This is a genomic window from Steroidobacter sp. (assembly GCF_036402275.1).
Taxonomy (GTDB): Bacteria; Pseudomonadota; Gammaproteobacteria; order Steroidobacterales; family Steroidobacteraceae; genus Steroidobacter.
Map to the genome: position 1 here is coordinate 46,304 of NZ_DASWTF010000048.1, position 15,344 is coordinate 61,647.

At 60.1% G+C, this 15,344-nt stretch carries 12 protein-coding genes; 8 read left to right on the forward strand and 4 right to left on the reverse strand.

What is annotated here, in order from left to right; all coding sequences use genetic code 11:
* Window positions 1-9 precede the first annotated feature (9 nt).
* The 4 genes from VGD45_RS27370 to VGD45_RS27385 all read right to left on the reverse strand — a co-directional run bounded on the left by VGD45_RS27370 (window position 10) and on the right by VGD45_RS27385 (window position 5,908).
* Window positions 10-984, reverse strand: a complete 975-nt coding sequence (locus VGD45_RS27370; RefSeq protein ID WP_331158570.1) for a glutathione S-transferase family protein — start codon at window positions 982-984, stop codon at window positions 10-12.
* Between the two features lie 3 nt (window positions 985-987).
* Window positions 988-2,235, reverse strand: coding sequence for an MFS transporter (locus VGD45_RS27375; protein WP_331158571.1), 1,248 nt, complete (start codon window positions 2,233-2,235; stop codon window positions 988-990).
* 7 nt (window positions 2,236-2,242) lie between these two features.
* Entirely contained in the window at window positions 2,243-4,324 is a 2,082-nt protein-coding gene (locus tag VGD45_RS27380) for a TonB-dependent receptor (protein WP_331158572.1), read from the reverse strand.
* 366 nt (window positions 4,325-4,690) lie between these two features.
* Window positions 4,691-5,908, reverse strand: a complete 1,218-nt coding sequence (locus VGD45_RS27385) for an alpha-hydroxy acid oxidase (protein WP_331158573.1) — start codon at window positions 5,906-5,908, stop codon at window positions 4,691-4,693.
* Window positions 5,909-5,967: 59 nt separating this feature from the next.
* Between VGD45_RS27385 and VGD45_RS27390 the strand changes: the two genes are divergently transcribed.
* The 8 genes from VGD45_RS27390 (at window position 5,968) to VGD45_RS27425 (ending at window position 15,342) form a co-directional block, all read left to right on the forward strand.
* On the forward strand, window positions 5,968-6,600 hold the full coding sequence (locus VGD45_RS27390) for a TetR/AcrR family transcriptional regulator (protein ID WP_331158574.1): 633 nt from the start codon (window positions 5,968-5,970) through the stop codon (window positions 6,598-6,600).
* 84 nt (window positions 6,601-6,684) lie between these two features.
* Window positions 6,685-7,776 carry a hypothetical protein gene (locus VGD45_RS27395; RefSeq protein ID WP_331158575.1) on the forward strand — a complete coding sequence of 364 codons (1,092 nt, stop codon included), beginning with the start codon at window positions 6,685-6,687 and terminating at the stop codon, window positions 7,774-7,776.
* On the forward strand, window positions 7,773-8,180 hold the full coding sequence (locus VGD45_RS27400; protein ID WP_331158576.1) for a RidA family protein: 408 nt from the start codon (window positions 7,773-7,775) through the stop codon (window positions 8,178-8,180). Before VGD45_RS27395 ends, VGD45_RS27400 begins: the two co-directional genes overlap by 4 nt.
* Before the next feature lie 3 nt (window positions 8,181-8,183).
* The gene (locus VGD45_RS27405; protein ID WP_331158577.1) at window positions 8,184-9,026 is read left to right on the forward strand and encodes an alpha/beta hydrolase; all 843 of its coding nucleotides are present in this window, start codon (window positions 8,184-8,186) and stop codon (window positions 9,024-9,026) included.
* A gap of 34 nt (window positions 9,027-9,060) precedes the next feature.
* A complete protein-coding gene (locus VGD45_RS27410; RefSeq protein WP_331158578.1) occupies window positions 9,061-9,486 on the forward strand; it encodes a GlcG/HbpS family heme-binding protein in 426 nt (141 codons plus the stop codon).
* A 14-nt stretch (window positions 9,487-9,500) separates the two neighbouring features.
* Window positions 9,501-11,225 (forward strand): GMC family oxidoreductase, encoded by a 1,725-nt coding sequence (locus tag VGD45_RS27415; protein WP_331158579.1) that lies wholly within the window; start codon window positions 9,501-9,503, stop codon window positions 11,223-11,225.
* A gap of 23 nt (window positions 11,226-11,248) precedes the next feature.
* Entirely contained in the window at window positions 11,249-12,994 is a 1,746-nt protein-coding gene (locus VGD45_RS27420) for a CocE/NonD family hydrolase (RefSeq protein ID WP_331158580.1), read from the forward strand.
* Between the two features lie 56 nt (window positions 12,995-13,050).
* Entirely contained in the window at window positions 13,051-15,342 is a 2,292-nt protein-coding gene (locus tag VGD45_RS27425) for a malate synthase G (RefSeq protein ID WP_331158581.1), read from the forward strand.
* The last annotated feature ends 2 nt before the right edge of the window (window positions 15,343-15,344 follow it).

Consider the following 15,344-nt stretch of genomic DNA (forward strand, 5'->3'; position numbering starts at 1 on the left):
AGACGCATCTCAAGCGGCCGAAAACCGCTCACGATCATGCGGTCTTGCCAGCCACTCCTGGTAGTCTCTCGGACCTAGCGGAATGATTCCCGAGGGATTCCAGGACTGACTGTAATAGCCGAGCACGATGTGGCGAACATTCACCGTCTCGGCCACGCCGGGACGCTGATAGATATCGCGCAGATAATTGGAGAGGTTGGGAAAGTCGGCGAGCCGCTGTCGATTGCATCGGAACAGCGAATAGTAGACCGGATCGAAACGAAACAGACTCGCGGCAAAGTGCCAATCCGTCTCCGTGATGCGATCGCCATTGAAAAATCGCGACCTGTCCAAAAGATCTTCCGCCCAGTCCAATGTATCGAAGATAGCCGTGTAGCCTTTTTCATAGGCCTCCTGCGTCTCCGCGGCGCCGGCGCGATAGACGGCGTTGTTGAGGCCGGTATAGATCCGGTGATTCTTCGCGTCGATGTCCGCTCGCAACTCACTAGGGTAATAATCTTCCTTGGCATCCGTGAACGCGTCGAATGCGCCATTCAGCATTCTTATGATGTTCGAGGACTCGTTGTTGACGATCTGCCGGGTTTGTTTGTCCCAGAGAACCGGCACGGACACCACGCCCGTATAGTCGGCCTGCGACGTCACATATGCCTGATACAGGTGCGTGAAGCCTTCGACATGATCGGCGGTGGCACCTTCTACCCAGTTCCCGAAGCGCCAGCCTTCGTGACGGCCGTCCGGAATGGCCACGCTCATGCTGATCGCCGATTGCAAACGCTTGATGCTTCTGTAGACGATCGTGCGCCAGGCCCACGGACATTGCAGAGAAACATACAAGTGGTAGCGGCCCGCCGCGGCGGGAAACCGGGCATCGGCACCTTGCTCGACCAGATGGCGAAACTGCGAAGGACGTCGAACGAACCGGCCCTTCTCCAGCTCGATGGCGGCTTTATCGGTGTGCCAACGACCGTCGATCAATTGCCCCATGGATCACCTGAAGCGAGGCAGGCGCAAGAAGGCGATCGAGGCCGCGATCAGCAGAGCAGTTGCTATTGCAAGCGCAGGTCGATAGCTGCCTTGTGTATCGATCACGACGCCGTACAGTCCTGGAGATATCGCGGTGCCGGTCAGGAAAACGGCGTAGAACACGCCGAACACGCGACCGAAACGTGCGGGTTCGTAATAGCGTCCGGTGAGATAGCCGATCAGATCCGCTTCAGCGCCGTACGCAAGTCCTACCGCCACCGCGCCGGCGAGCGCCCAATGCACTCCGCCCCAACACAACAACGCAAATCCTACGGCGCTCGAGGCCATGATGCAGGCAGCAACCTTGGGAGCGAAGAATCGGTCGACCAACACACCGGTAAACAGGCGCGCCACGATTTGAGTTCCGCCGATCAGGCTGACCATCCACGCCGCGGAGGTGGCATCCATACCCGAGGCGGTCAGCATCGGCAGGAAATGGATCAACAATCCGGGGCACGCAATCGCGACCATCGCAATGGCGGCAGCCAGCAGGAGAAACGTCCGATCACGAAACAAAGCGACATATCCATGATCAGCGTCGCTGGAAAGTCGCTCCTGATTGGACCGCACTGCGGAGCTGAGGTTATCGGCGCCTCTCAGCAAAACAAACATCAAAGGCACACCCGCCGCAATCACGGTGGCCAAAGCTACATAACCGGATCGCCACCCGTGAGCCGACATCAACTGCTGGAGAAACGGCGGCGCCAAAGCGCTGAGCGCCGCAGCCCCGGTGATCGTGATGGCAAGAGCGGTTCCCTTGCTCTTGTCGAAGTTCCGATTGACGATTCTCACGTAGGCAGGGGCGGCGCAGCCCGATCCGACCAAAGCCATGCCGGCCAGCACGGCGTAATGGCTGGTGAGGCTGTCCACTCTGCTCAGTAATAGCAGCGAGACCACCTGCGCGAGCAATCCGGGAAAAATGAAACATCGCTCGCCATAACGATCGAATGCATTGCCGAGGAATGGCGCGGCGATGGCCATCGATGCCACCAGCAGAGTCGGCCCGAGAGACAAGGCCGCCAGGCTCCAGCCGCGATCCACGTGGAGTGCGTTGATGAAGAGACCGGACGTATAGAAAGGCAGCGAGTTCACGCCGAGCGCGACGCCTATCACGGCCGCTAGCAGCAAGCGCCATCCCTGGACCAACTCAGCGAATCGCTGCCCATCGACTAACCGCGCGCGAGCGCGCGGTATGTTTCCAAAGGCGCTCATCAGGGCTTCAGAATCGGCCAGTCAACGTGACGCCGTACGTCCTGGGCGCCGAGTAAAACGTCTGGTTCACTGCCGTCGCACCCGTATTCGCGAAATACGTCAGAACGCGCTTGTCGGTGGCATTCTGCACAAACAGGAAGGCGCTGTAGCGACCGTCGGCATCGCGATAACCCAATTGTCCGTTGATCAGGTTGTAGGCCGGTTGGATATCCTCACCAAACCGGTCGACCGTGGTCTGAACACGTTGCTTGCCGGTGAACTGGAACTCGGGAGCAAAAAAGATCTCGCCAGCGGCGAGCGGATAGCGAAACTCCGGCTCCAGGCTCAGCTCATATTCGGGAGCGCGCCCCAACTCGTAGCCAGCAAAGTCCCGCGCGCCGGTCGGGCCATCCGGCTTGAACTCGAGATACTTGGTATCGAGCACCGTGCCCGAAAAATTCACGTCAAAATTCTCGGAGAAACGCGCCGCCCCCTCGACCTCCAAACCGTAGACGCGCGCCTTGCCCGCATTCACTAAGGAACAACAGAGGGAACCTACCCCCGGAGGCGTGACCGCGAGTTGCTGATCCTCGTACTCCATATAGAACGCCGCGGTGGACACGCGCAGATGGTTGTCGAAGGCGTTGGTTTTGAGGCCGACCTCGTAGTTGTCGACATATTCCGGATTCACCGGATCGGCAATCTGTGCCGGGTTGGTGATGAAGCCGACATCATAGGCCCCCGAACGATAGCCATGGTTATAGGAAGCGTAGAGCAGTGTTGCATCGGTCGGCTTGAAATTGACACCCGCGCGATAGCTGGGCTTGGTCCATTGCTCGCTATCGGAGGCGTCGTAGTCCGCGAGCGCAAAATTGCCGACGCCGATCTGATGAATTTCCTTCTTATCGGTGGTCGCGCGAACGCCCGAGAACAGCTCGAACCGATCGGACAATTTATAAGTGCCATCGACGAAGCCCGCAAAGCTCGTCGTCTTCTCCTCGAACGTTTGCAGCACCGGCACGGTCCGACCGAGGCCAGGAAAGCTCACCTGAACGCCGCCGTCCTGCTTCTGGTAGAAAAAAGCGCCGCCCACGATCCAGGTAAACGCCCCTTGCTCCGATGACGTGAGCCGCACTTCCTGAGTGAACTGCTCACCCTTGGAGAAATGCAGCGTGTGGACGATATCGAACGGGGATCCGTCGGCATCGAACCGGGTGTCGGCCTGAGAGTGGATATAGCCGGTCACGCTGGTCAGCGTCAGATCGCCGATGTAGAAATCGGTATTCAGCGACGCGCCGTCGTTCCGGATGTTCGAAGGCGAATGCTGCGCGGCCACGACGTCAATGTCCGAGGGCGGCACGTAACCCGTCAACACGTTGATGCCGTTTGGAGTGGGAGCACCCACCAAGGACGGGCTCGGCGCATTGTTCGCACGATAAACGCCCTGCGGGTAGTACGCGGTGCCGTTCGTGTCGGAACGGTCGAAGAACACCTTGAGATAGGAGTCCACCTTGTCATTCTGATACCGCAGACCAACGCGCCCGCCCCAATCGTCGACATCGTTCAAATGCCTACCGGTCAGGGTGTTGAAGCTGTAGCCGTCGCTGTAGTTGCGCCTCGCGGCGACGCGAACGGACAGCTCGTCAGTCAACGGCGCCTGCACGCCCAGATTGGCTTCATACGTTCCGAAACGCGCCGCCGTCAGCGAGCCCTCGGCTTCGGTGGCGCCATCGGGTCGCTTGGAAATGAAATTGATGGCGCCGCCGGTGGAGTTCTTTCCGTAGAGCGTGCCCTGCGGACCCCGCAAGACTTCGACGCGCTCCAGATCGAAGAGTTGACCGAGTTTCGCAGTCGAGAGGTTCAGAACGGTTTCGTCGAGATACGTCGCGACCGTGGACTCGGTGTTTTTATTGAACGACCCTCCACCGATGCCACGCATGGTGATTTCCGGACCGTTATTTCCGTAAGGCGTCGTCACATCGAGACTGGGCGCCACTTTGGGAACATCCAGCAGACTGGTGACGCCCTTTTGCTGGAGCGCTTGGCTATCCAGCGCCGTGGCGGCAACCGGGACGCGCTGCAGCGGTTGCGCACGTCTCTGCGCTGTCACAACGATATAGCCGAGCGTGGCATCGGCCTCCGTATCAGCCGACGTCTCTTGAGTTTGCGCTCTCAACGGGACCGAGGCCGACGAGCACATCAGTACTGTTGCCACCCCACGCAGAAAGGTCGATCTGTGCCGCGCCATGTGAGCCCCCGTCTGAATATGTTTTCTCAAGCACGCTGCGAGCGTTCAGCGATCACTCTCAGCGCGGCCGGAGGATACAGTCCCGCATTCGCACCCTCCTGTCAATAGCGTTCGCCATTCGTTATTGATCTTTTGGCGACCGGGTCGTATCGAACACTCTGGGACAAATCAGGAGAATGTTCTCGTGAGGACCTTCAGCCGACACACATGGGAGAATATTGATCGTGTTTATCGACGCCGTACTTGGCGAGTGTCGGACGACAGCCGACGTGCGTAGCGCTCGCCGGGGAGCACCACGTGATCGCGCGTCAGCTCGCTCAACTCGGAGCAACCCAGACTCGCCAGCGTGCGATCCATCTCGCCGCGCAGGAGCTCGAGCGCGCGAATCACGCCGATCTCGCCGAATGCCGCCAGCGCGAACAGCAGCGATCGACCCAAGAAGACTGCTTTCGCCCCCAATGCCACCGCCTTGATCACGTCTGAGCCGCGTCGGATCCCCCCATCCAGATAGACCTCGATGCGCTGGCCGACCGCGTCTGCGATTGCCGGCAGTGCCTCGATCGTCGCCATCGCGCCGTCCAGCACCAAACCGCCATGGTTCGAGACGATGATCGCGTCGACGCCTGCATCCGCACACGCCATCGCATCGCGCGGATCGAGCACGCCCTTCACGATGAGCTTACCGGGCCATCGCTTCCGGATCGTTCTCAACGTATCCCAGCTGATGCTATCGTCCTTGAGCGGAATACCGTGTTTTAGCGGGTCGCGTGGATCGGGCAACGGATAGTCGACCATCCTTGGCAGCCCTCCGGCCAACAAATATCGCCCGATGGTGCCCATGAGCCATCGCGGACTGGCTAGAGCTTCCATAGCGATACGCAGAGTGATTTTCGGCGGGACGGTGTAGCCACTTTTCGCCGCGAACTCGCGATTGGGCGAAACGATGGAGTCGACGGTCAACACCAGTGCTTCGAAACCAGCTCGGCTCGCCTTGTCGATCAGTGCCACGGACAACGCGCGATCGCCGCTCATGTAGAGTTGAAACCATTTGGCGCCCTCGCCCCCGGCCCGCATCAACTCAGCCATGGATATCGTCGACGCGCTCGACAGGATCATCGGAATGGCGAGATGAGCTGCGGCCCGAGCGAGCGCGAGCTCCCCTTGATACCACAAGAAGCCGGGCGGCCCCGTGGGAGCAACGCCAAGCGGAAGTCCCTGTTCCCGGCCGAGGATGCGCGTATGAAGACGCCGCCGACTGACATCCGCGAGCACGCGCGGCCGAAAGCGAATTTCCGCGAAAGCATCACGATTGGCGCGCACCGCCAGATCGTCTTCGGCGCCACGCGCGACGTACGCGAAAAGCCCACGAGGCAGCCGGCGTCTTGCGGCCGCTTCGAAGTCTGCAATGTTGTGCATGGCGCGGAGCGGCAGTGGTCGGCTACACATGAGATCAACAATTCTGTAGAGCAAGCGGCGCGTTGTTTTCTGGCATAGCTCGTTCACCCATGGCACTATGCCGCAACCACGAACAATACTCTCCTTTGGGTGCGATGGTGCAAGTAAAGAAGGACTCGGTCCGCGCTCGAATCCTGGAAACCGCCGATCGGCTGTTTCAGCAGAAGGGCTTCATCGCCGCGACCATCGGGCAGATCGCCAAGGAAGCGCAGATGGCCAGCTCGGCGATCTATGTCTATTTCCCCTCGAAACTGGATATCGCGCTGGCCATCTTCGAACCCAAGATGATCGCCGAGCTCGAGGTCACCCAAGCGAAAGCCAGTCGTATGAAAGACCCGAGAAAACGATTGGCGTATATCCTGAGCCGCTTGTGGCACGACATTCCGCTGCAAAACAATAACTATTTCAACAACCTGATCCAGGCGCTCGTAGTGTCGAGCCGCGATGACAATTATCGCCCCACCATTCTCATGGAATTGAAGACGCGCATCGCACAGATGGTCAGCACCTGTGTATCGGAGCAGCGCCTGGCGGAATTAGACCTGGATGCTTTCACCGACCTCGCGGTCATGGCCTTCGACGGCTTTGTGATCAATGGCCATCTCAATCCAAACATCGTGGGCGGCAAGCGCGTGATCGATATGGCATGCCAGATGATCCTCGGCCCGGAAGCCAGCCCCTGATGAATTCACAACCGAACGCAATTCGGTATTGACCAGAGTATCGGAGTCAGACACGATAGCTCCGGAGCTTCCGAGGAGCCTATCGTGTCGCAAGATTTAAACCCCGCCGAACTACCTGCGCTGTTCCGAGACGAACTACGACTGTGCCAGGTGAAACCTGGAACGCAGATCGTCCTCGTCACTGACCTGAATACCCGCCTCGACTACGTTCAAGCAGCGTTTGCAGCCGCGGATGAACTGGGCGCGCGCATCTTTGAAATTAAAATCTCCAAGCCATTCCACCCGGTGATGATCGCCAGTCAAGGTGGTGGCGATACGCTCTCCGCTTTGCCTGGCGCCATCAATGCAATCAACTCCGCAGACCTGGTGCTCGTGTTTCATACCGCGCTTGGATCTCCCTGGCTTCAGGAAGCACGCCGTCGCGGTGTGCGCTTCTTGCTCATTCTCGATGGCCCGGACGAGTTGAAGCGGCTGATGTCGCCGCCAGGCCTGAAAGAAGCACTGATTTATGCCCGCGATCTCACGCGCAACACCAAAGAGATGCACGTCACCAGCGACGCCGGTACTGATTTCAGAGTCAAACTGGGCGAGCTGGATACGCTGTGCCAGTACGGCTACGCCGACGAACCTGGCGTCGTCGATACATGGGGTGGCGCGCATTTCTCGACCTGGCCAAATCCGGACGGCAGTGATGGCATCGTCGTGCTCAAGCCCGGCGATGCGTGGATTCTCCCTTATGTTCGCTACTTCGAAAGCGAAGTGCGACTCACGGTCGAGAAGGGTTACATCCGAGAGGTCGCAGGCGCCGGGTCCGATGCTCGGCTGATGCGTCAATTCTTCAAGGCGCACCAACAATCCTCGGATGACATGCGTCCCTATGCGATCGCCCACTTGGGATGGGGCCTGAACCCCAACAGCTATCTCGATCAGATTGCGCTCCATGGCTCTTCGCCCACCCGGATCATCAGTCATACGCGTGCGTGGCCAGGCGTGTTTCTGTTCTCGACGGGGCCGAACGATCAAGGCGGCGGCGCGAACACCACGCCGGCGCATCTCGATCTGCCCATGTTCGATTGCTCCGTGGCCTATGACGGGAAGCTCGTGATCGAAAAAGGAACCGTTGTCGATCCACGGATGATCGTCCAACCGACCGATCACCTGCGGGTCGCGGCATGACTATCGGGCAGTCCTGGGTGATACCAGCGGGCCTTCCGACGCCAAGCGGCCCTTATTCCTTGGCATCGGTCACGCCGGACGGCCTGGTGCACACTGCCGGGCTCGTCGCCCTCGATGCGCACGGCGCGGTGGTTGGCTTAAACGATGCAGCCGCCCAGACCCGCGAAATATTCGCGCAGGCAAATGCGATCCTGGATGCGGCAGGCGTCTCGCTGCGCAACGTGGTGTTTGCCCATGTGTTTGTTTCCGACATGGCTCACTACTCAGCGATGAACGCAGCCTATCGTGAAGCGTTTCATAACAGCGGAGCACCGCTGCCCCCGCGATATTGCATCCGTGCCGATTTGGTGAAAGCCGAGCTCCTGGTCGAGATCGCTTTCGTTGCCAACAGACTGAGCTCGTAAGCCATGTTGATTCGCGACTATCCGCCGCAAGAACCGAAGTCAGAGGTTCTGCTGTTCCTGCACGACAAACTGATGGGATTGGCAGAGGGAATTGCCGGTCATGAGCACAGCTATGGTGACGATCCCAGCCAATCGCTGATCGTATATCCGGCCAGCGATCCCGGAAGCCCGGTGTTGATCTTTATGCACGGCGGCGGCTGGACCAATGGATACAAGGAGGAAATGGCTTTTCTTGCGCCGGTGTTGAACGCGGCGGGCTTCACCCTGGTGAGCAATAGCTATCGCCTGGCGCCCAAGCACGTCTTCCCCGCCAACTTCGACGATGCCGCGGACGCTGTGGCTGCAACATGGAGGCTCGCCCAACAGTATGGCTATGACCGTGATGCGATCTTTATCGGCGGGCACTCTGCCGGAGGGCATCTGTCGACGCTGCTCTCGGTGACCTCCGACTGGCAACCTGCGCGCGGGCTTCCGCTCGATGTGATCAAAGGGTGCTTGCCTATTTCCGGCACGTTCGATTTCACGCCGGGCTGCGGCCTTTCGATGCGTCCGCGCTTTCTCGGTCCCCAAGGCATTTTCAATGAAGTGAAGGCCAGTCCGATCTTCCGAGTGGGAGATCGCTCGCCGCCATTCTTCATCACCTATGGCGCAAAAGACTTCCCCCACCTCATGGTGCAGTCGGAAAAATTCGCGATGGTCTTGCGTGCCAAAGGCATTGCGGCCGAGACCTTCGAGGTCCCCGAGGCGACGCACGGCACAGTGCTGCTGATGGCCGCCGAAAAGGACAAGCCGTGGTTTGCAGCGGCCGTGCGCTGGATGCGAACGGTTTTGGCAAACGAGTCCTGAGGCGCACACCCCTTCCCGTTCGCGAAACGAAGTCATGTCAGTACTCAACCTCGCTACCGCTAATCGAATCATCGAAGGCGCCTTTGAGCACGCAGAAAAATTGCAGCTCAAACCGCTCACAGTCGCGGTCCTCGATGCGGGCGGACATGTGATCGCGCTCCAGCGCCAGGATGGTTCCTCGATCGCGCGCGCCCAGATCGCAATCGGCAAAGCGGCTGGCGCTCTCGCTCTTGGAGTGTCGAGCCGCAAGATCGCTGAAATGGCTGTCGAGCGTCCGACGTTCATCAACGCGCTGGCCCCGCTCGCGCCTGCCGGCATCATCCCGGCTGCCGGCGGTGTCGTCGTGGTCGGCGCCGAAGGTCGAACAGCTGGAGCGGTCGGCGTGACCGGCGACCTCTCCGACAATGACGAGAGTTGCGCTCTCGCCGGGCTCGCGGCTGTTAGACTCGCCGCGCTCTGAACAATGGTCGCTGAGTGAATCAATTCGATCACATTTCAAGCAGCGCCACTCAGGACGACGAGGGTCAGTACGACTACATCATCGTCGGAGGCGGCTCAGCCGGTTGTGTCCTCGCCGCGCGCCTCTCCGAAAACCCGTCGCTGCGCATCCTGCTGCTCGAGGCGGGTCAGGACGTGCGCCCGGGAGCCGAACCGAAAGACATACTTTCCATTCACGCGGACTCCGCGTTCAATCCAGCGTATCGATGGGCGCTGCCCGCCGCCCACACCAAACAGGACGCGCACACGAGCGCAGCTCACCAGGCACGCGTGCTTGGAGGTGGCTCCTCATTGATGGGCATGCTTTCCTTGCGAGGCGTCCCCGACGACTACGACGAATGGGCCCGATCTGGCGCACGCAATTGGTCGTGGCAGGATGTGCTGCCTTGGTTTCGCAAGCTCGAGGCGGATAGGCAATACGCCGGTGCGTTACATGGCAGCGATGGACCGGTGTCTATTCTTCGAAATCCACCTGAGCGCTGGCCGCCGCTTGCCCGAGCTTTTCAAGCCTACGCTGTGCGTCGCGGCTTCCCCTTCACGGGCGACATGAACGGAGAATTCAACGACGGCTTGTTTCCGCTCCCGCTCGCGCAAACTTTGGAGCACCGGCAGTCGAGCTCGATTTGTTATCTGACTGCACAGGTTCGCGCGCGCCCGAACCTTCGAATCGTCTGCGGGGCCGAGGTGGTGCGACTCATAGCAGAGGGGCGCAAGATTGTCGGTGTGCTCGCACTGCGTTCCGGCCAGCACGTTCGCTTCCGAGCTCGACGAGAATTAATTCTTTCAGCGGGCGCGTTGCTGTCACCGGTCTTGCTCATGAAATCGGGTATCGGGCATCCCACGGAGCTACGCAGTCTGGGGATTGAAGTTATTGCGGAGAGCCGTGGCGTCGGCAAGGCGCTGCAAAATCATCCGATGTTATTTCTCACTTCGTTCCTGCCGAAGACGGCGCGAGATGAGAATCTCGATGTATCTTCCGTGAACACCTGCATCCGCTACTCATCCGGGCCAGGCAATCCCGCGTCCGATCTGTACATCTTGTGCCTCAACCGCACCGCCAATCATCCATTGGGCCTGACGCTCGCGGCGCTCCAGAGTTATCTGCTGAAGCCGAGATCAGTGGGCTCTGTCGAACTTCGCCGTCATGGGAGCTCAGCCGCGCCCTTCGTCGATTTCAATCTGCTTTCCGACCCATCCGACTTGAAGCGCACTGTGCGTGTGCTTCGTGACATGGCGGCTCTAGCGCTGTCACCCGAGCTCAAGGCGCTGAATGCGCATTTCTTTGCCGTGAATTTTTCAGCGCGTCTGCGCCGGCTCAATCAGCCGACGGCTTTCAACATGGCAGCTAGCCGGATCGCTGCAGGGCTGCTCGATCTCTTTCCGCCAAGCCGAATCCTGCTAGAGAGGATTATGCCCGCCGGTCCTCGCGCGGAGGAGCTCTCTCGCGCAGACGATGACCGGCTGGCGGAGATTGCGATGAGATATGTCGGTGCTTCGGGCCATCACACCAGCACGTGTCGAATGGGCGCGGATGACGACCCGATGGCCGTTGTCGATGTCAGTGGACGAGTGAAAGGTGTCGATGGGCTGCGTGTCATCGACGCTTCGATCATGCCGCAGATCCCGCGGGGGAACACCAACCTGCCGACGCTGATGCTGGCGGAGAAGCTCGCATCAGCGATTGCGTCAGAGATTTCCTAATCGTTCTCTAAAGGACCACCCCAATGATCCCGACTCTACGCAAGAGCGAAATCCTCGAAGGCATGCGAATCGATTGGGACATGGAAATTCCGCTCTCCGATGGCAGCTTGTTGCGAGCCGACGTGTTCCGCCCGATCGACGATGGCAAGTATCCCGTGCTCATGACGCATGGTCCTTACGCGAAGGGCTTGCACTTCGAGGACGGCTTTCCGGGTCCGTGGGCCAACCTGCTCCGCGATCATCCGGAGATCGCCCGAGGCAGCACGAACCGCTTCGCCAACTGGGAAACTCCCGATCCCGAACGCTGGATTCCTCACGGATATGTGTGCGTCAGAGTGGATTCACGCGGCGCGGGTTGTTCGCCAGGCGTTATCGACTTTTTCTCTCCGCGCGAAACTCAGGACTTCTATGAGTGCATCGAGTGGGCCGGCGTGCAGCCGTGGAGCAATGGCAAGGTGGGGCTGCTCGGCATCTCTTACTACGCTGCGAACCAGTGGCAAGTCGCCGCGCTGCGCCCACCGCACCTCGCCGCCATCGCGCCGTTCGAAGGCTTCACCGACTATTATCGGGATCTGGTACGCCATGGCGGAATGCTCAGCACCTTCATGATCCGGTGGTATCCCAACCAGGTGCTCAATGTGCAATATGGGCTGGGAACAAATGGCAGAGTCAGTCGCTACGCCGGTACGCCGATTGCGGGCCCGGAAACCCTCGACGAGGAAACGCTGGCGGCCAACCGGATCGATATCAAAGCCACTTTGCTCGAGCATCCGCTGATCGACGATTATTTTGCCGAGCGCACACCCGATCTTTCCAAGATCGAAGTCCCGCTGCTGTCGTGGGGCAATTGGGGCGGCATGGGCGTGCATCTGCGCGGCAACATCGAAGGCTTTGTGCGCTCCGGCTCCAAACAGAAATGGCTCGAGATGCATGGTCTCGAGCATTGGACCGAGTTCTATACGGACTACGGCCTCGCGCTTCAGAAGCGCTTCTTCGATCATTTCCTCAAAGGCGTCGACAACGGCTGGGACGAGCAGCCGCCGCTGCTGCTGCAGATTCGGCATGTCGACGGTTTCAAACAGCGCAACGAAGATCAGTGGCCATTGGCGCGGACCCAATGGGTTCGACATTATCTGGACGCTGACCGTCTTTCGATTTCGGCAGATCGCACGGCGGTATCCGGGGCACGTGAGTTTCGCGCAATGAAGGAGGAGTTGAGTTTTTCAACCGCGCCCTTCGCCGAACAGACCGAGATCACCGGACCGGTCGCTGCCAAGTTGTTTATTTCGTCCAGCACCACCGACGCCGACCTGCTGCTCACTCTTCGCCTCTTCGATCCGCAGGACAAGGAGGTGCTGTTCGTCGGCGCCGTCGATCCCAACGTGCCTTTGACGCAAGGATGGCTGCGTGCGTCCCATCGGAAGCTGGATGCGAGCAGAAGCCTTCCGTGGCGTCCGTTCCATAGCCATGACGAGGTGCAGCCTCTCGTGCCAGGGGATATCTATGAGCTCGACATCGAGATCTGGCCGACTTGTATCGTGGTTCCGAAAGGTTATCGCCTGAAGCTCACCGTCTCCGGCCACGACTTCGATCACGGCCTGCCTGAACCCATGCCGCAGATCTATGGCGTGTCCCAGCGCGGCAGCTCAGTGATGCTCCACGACGAGCCGCTCGACCGGCCCGCCGAGATATATGGCGGAACCACGACGATCTATACCGGCGCCGAACACTCCTCCTATCTGCTCTTGCCTATCATCGACGGCCGCTGAGCCGTTTTCGATCATCGGCAGAACGCCCCTAGCAATTCCCAGAAGCCCCGTTTCTCATGACGAACCGTGTTGCCCGCGCCAATTTGAAAGTCGCCGAGTGCCTGACCCACTTTATCGAGGACCGTGTGCTGCCGGGCACAGGTTTGGACGCGCAGGCCTTCTGGCTCGGCTTCGCGCAAGTGCTGGAGCGCTTTTCACCGGAGAACCGCGATCTGCTCGCCGCTCGAGACACGATGCAATCGCAGATCGACGCCTGGCACGACGCGCGACGCGGGCAGCCGATCGATCCGACTGAGTACGCGAGCTTCCTGCGATCGATAGGCTATCTGGTGGCGGAGCCTGACGACTTTCAAATCGATACCAAAGGCGTCGACGCCGAAATCGCAAGCACGGCCGGACCGCAACTCGTCGTTCCCGCGCTTAACGCGCGCTTCGCGTTGAACGCAGCCAACGCGCGCTGGGGTAGTCTGTACGACGCGCTTTACGGAACAGATGCGGTGCCCGGCAAGCCTCGCGCCGGCGGTTACGACGCGGAGCGCGGCCGGAAAGTCATCGCGCGCGCTAAACGGTTCCTCGACGATGCCGTGCCCCTGGGATCGATGCGACATGACGATGTGACCGAGTGGTCGGTGCAGAACGGCTCATTGCGCCCGGCACCTGCCGATCCCGCAGCGTTCGTCGGCTATCGAGGCGCCGCCGATCAGCCCACGGGTATCCTGTTCAAACATCATGGACTGCACATCGAGCTGGTGCTGGACCGACAGCATCCCATCGGTCGACAAGATGCCGCGGGCCTCGCCGACGTGATCCTCGAAGCTGCGCTGACGACCATCATCGATCTGGAGGATTCAATCGCGGCGGTTGACGCCGAAGACAAGGTCGCGGCGTACTCGAATTGGCTCGGGCTCATGCAAGGCACGCTCACCGCGGGATTCGAGAAGAACGGCAAGACGCTGACGCGCATCCTGCAATCGGATCGCGAGTGGGTCGCCCCTGATGGCAAAAGTTTTACCCTGCCGGGTCGCAGCCTGCTGTTCGTGAGAAACGTCGGCCATCTCATGTCCACGTCGGCTGTGCTGCTGCCGGACGGTTCGCAGGCCCCGGAAGGCATCGTCGATGGCGTGATCAGCAGTCTGATCGCCTTGCATGACGTGCATGTCCGCCAGACGAACAGCCGGGAACGCTCGATCTATATCGTGAAGCCCAAGATGCACGGACCGGCCGAAGTCGCCTTCACCGACCGCCTGTTCGATGCCATCGAAGACTTGCTGAAGCTGCCGCGCCATACGCTGAAAGTCGGCGTCATGGACGAGGAAAGACGGACTTCGGCGAACCTTGCTGCGTGCATTCATGCCGTGAGACATCGCATCGCTTTTATCAACACGGGCTTTCTAGATCGGACCGGCGACGAGATTCACACGTCCATGCGGGCGGGCCCGATGATCCGCAAGCACGCCATGAAACAAAGCGCATGGATTCAGGCATACGAGCAACGCAACGTCCAGATCGCGCTCGCCTGCGCAATGAGCGGCCGCGCTCAGATTGGCAAAGGCATGTGGGCCGCGCCCGACCAGATGGCGGACATGTTGGCTCAGAAGATCATCCATCCCGACGCTGGCGCCACGACCGCATGGGTGCCCTCTCCCACGGCAGCGACTCTGCATGCGATGCACTATCACGCTGTCGATGTGTTCGCGCGACATGAGCAACTCGCTGGCGAAACGCCTGCCCCGCTCGACTCGCTGCTGAGCGTCCCGCTCGCATCCCAAACCGGCTGGACTGCGGCAGAGATCCGCGAGGAGCTGGAAAACAATGCGCAAGGCATTCTCGGCTACGTGGTCCGTTGGATCGACCAAGGCATCGGCTGTTCGAAGGTGCCCGACATTCACGATGTCGGCCTGATGGAGGACCGCGCGACGTTACGGATCTCTTCTCAGCACATCGCGAACTGGCTGCTGCACGGCGTCTGCACTGTCGATGAGGTGAACGCCGCATTGGAACGCATGGCCCTCAGAGTCGACGAGCAGAACGCGGCCGACCGGAGCTATCGCCCCATGACTCGCGGTCTGAGCGGAAACCTGGCATTTCAGGCAGCACGCGCGTTGATCTTCCAAGGGCTCACTCAGCCGAACGGTTATACCGAGCCGCTGCTGCACGCGTTTCGAGAACAGTCGAAGCGAGGCGACGCACTCATGTCTACTTCGGCGGCGGCACAGTCAGCTGCGGTGGAAATTCCGCGGCCTTCGCCTTGTCGTCTCGACGCAGTCGCTGAACCTTGCCCGCATCGCGAGACAGCGGGATGGACATGCCATCCGTCGCCTCCAGCACGTCGAACAACTGGCGATTGAGT

Coding starts and splice junctions, on each gene's coding strand:
- VGD45_RS27400 (WP_331158576.1), top strand. CDS start 7,773: ATGACTATCGGGCAGTCCTGGGTGATACCAGCGGGCCTTCCGACGCCA.
- VGD45_RS27420 (WP_331158580.1), top strand. CDS start 11,249: ATGATCCCGACTCTACGCAAGAGCGAAATCCTCGAAGGCATGCGAATC.
- VGD45_RS27410 (WP_331158578.1), top strand. CDS start 9,061: ATGTCAGTACTCAACCTCGCTACCGCTAATCGAATCATCGAAGGCGCC.
- VGD45_RS27405 (WP_331158577.1), top strand. CDS start 8,184: ATGTTGATTCGCGACTATCCGCCGCAAGAACCGAAGTCAGAGGTTCTG.
- VGD45_RS27375 (WP_331158571.1), bottom strand. CDS start 2,235: ATGAGCGCCTTTGGAAACATACCGCGCGCTCGCGCGCGGTTAGTCGAT.
- VGD45_RS27385 (WP_331158573.1), bottom strand. CDS start 5,908: ATGTGTAGCCGACCACTGCCGCTCCGCGCCATGCACAACATTGCAGAC.
- VGD45_RS27390 (WP_331158574.1), top strand. CDS start 5,968: ATGGCACTATGCCGCAACCACGAACAATACTCTCCTTTGGGTGCGATG.
- VGD45_RS27370 (WP_331158570.1), bottom strand. CDS start 984: ATGGGGCAATTGATCGACGGTCGTTGGCACACCGATAAAGCCGCCATC.
- VGD45_RS27425 (WP_331158581.1), top strand. CDS start 13,051: ATGACGAACCGTGTTGCCCGCGCCAATTTGAAAGTCGCCGAGTGCCTG.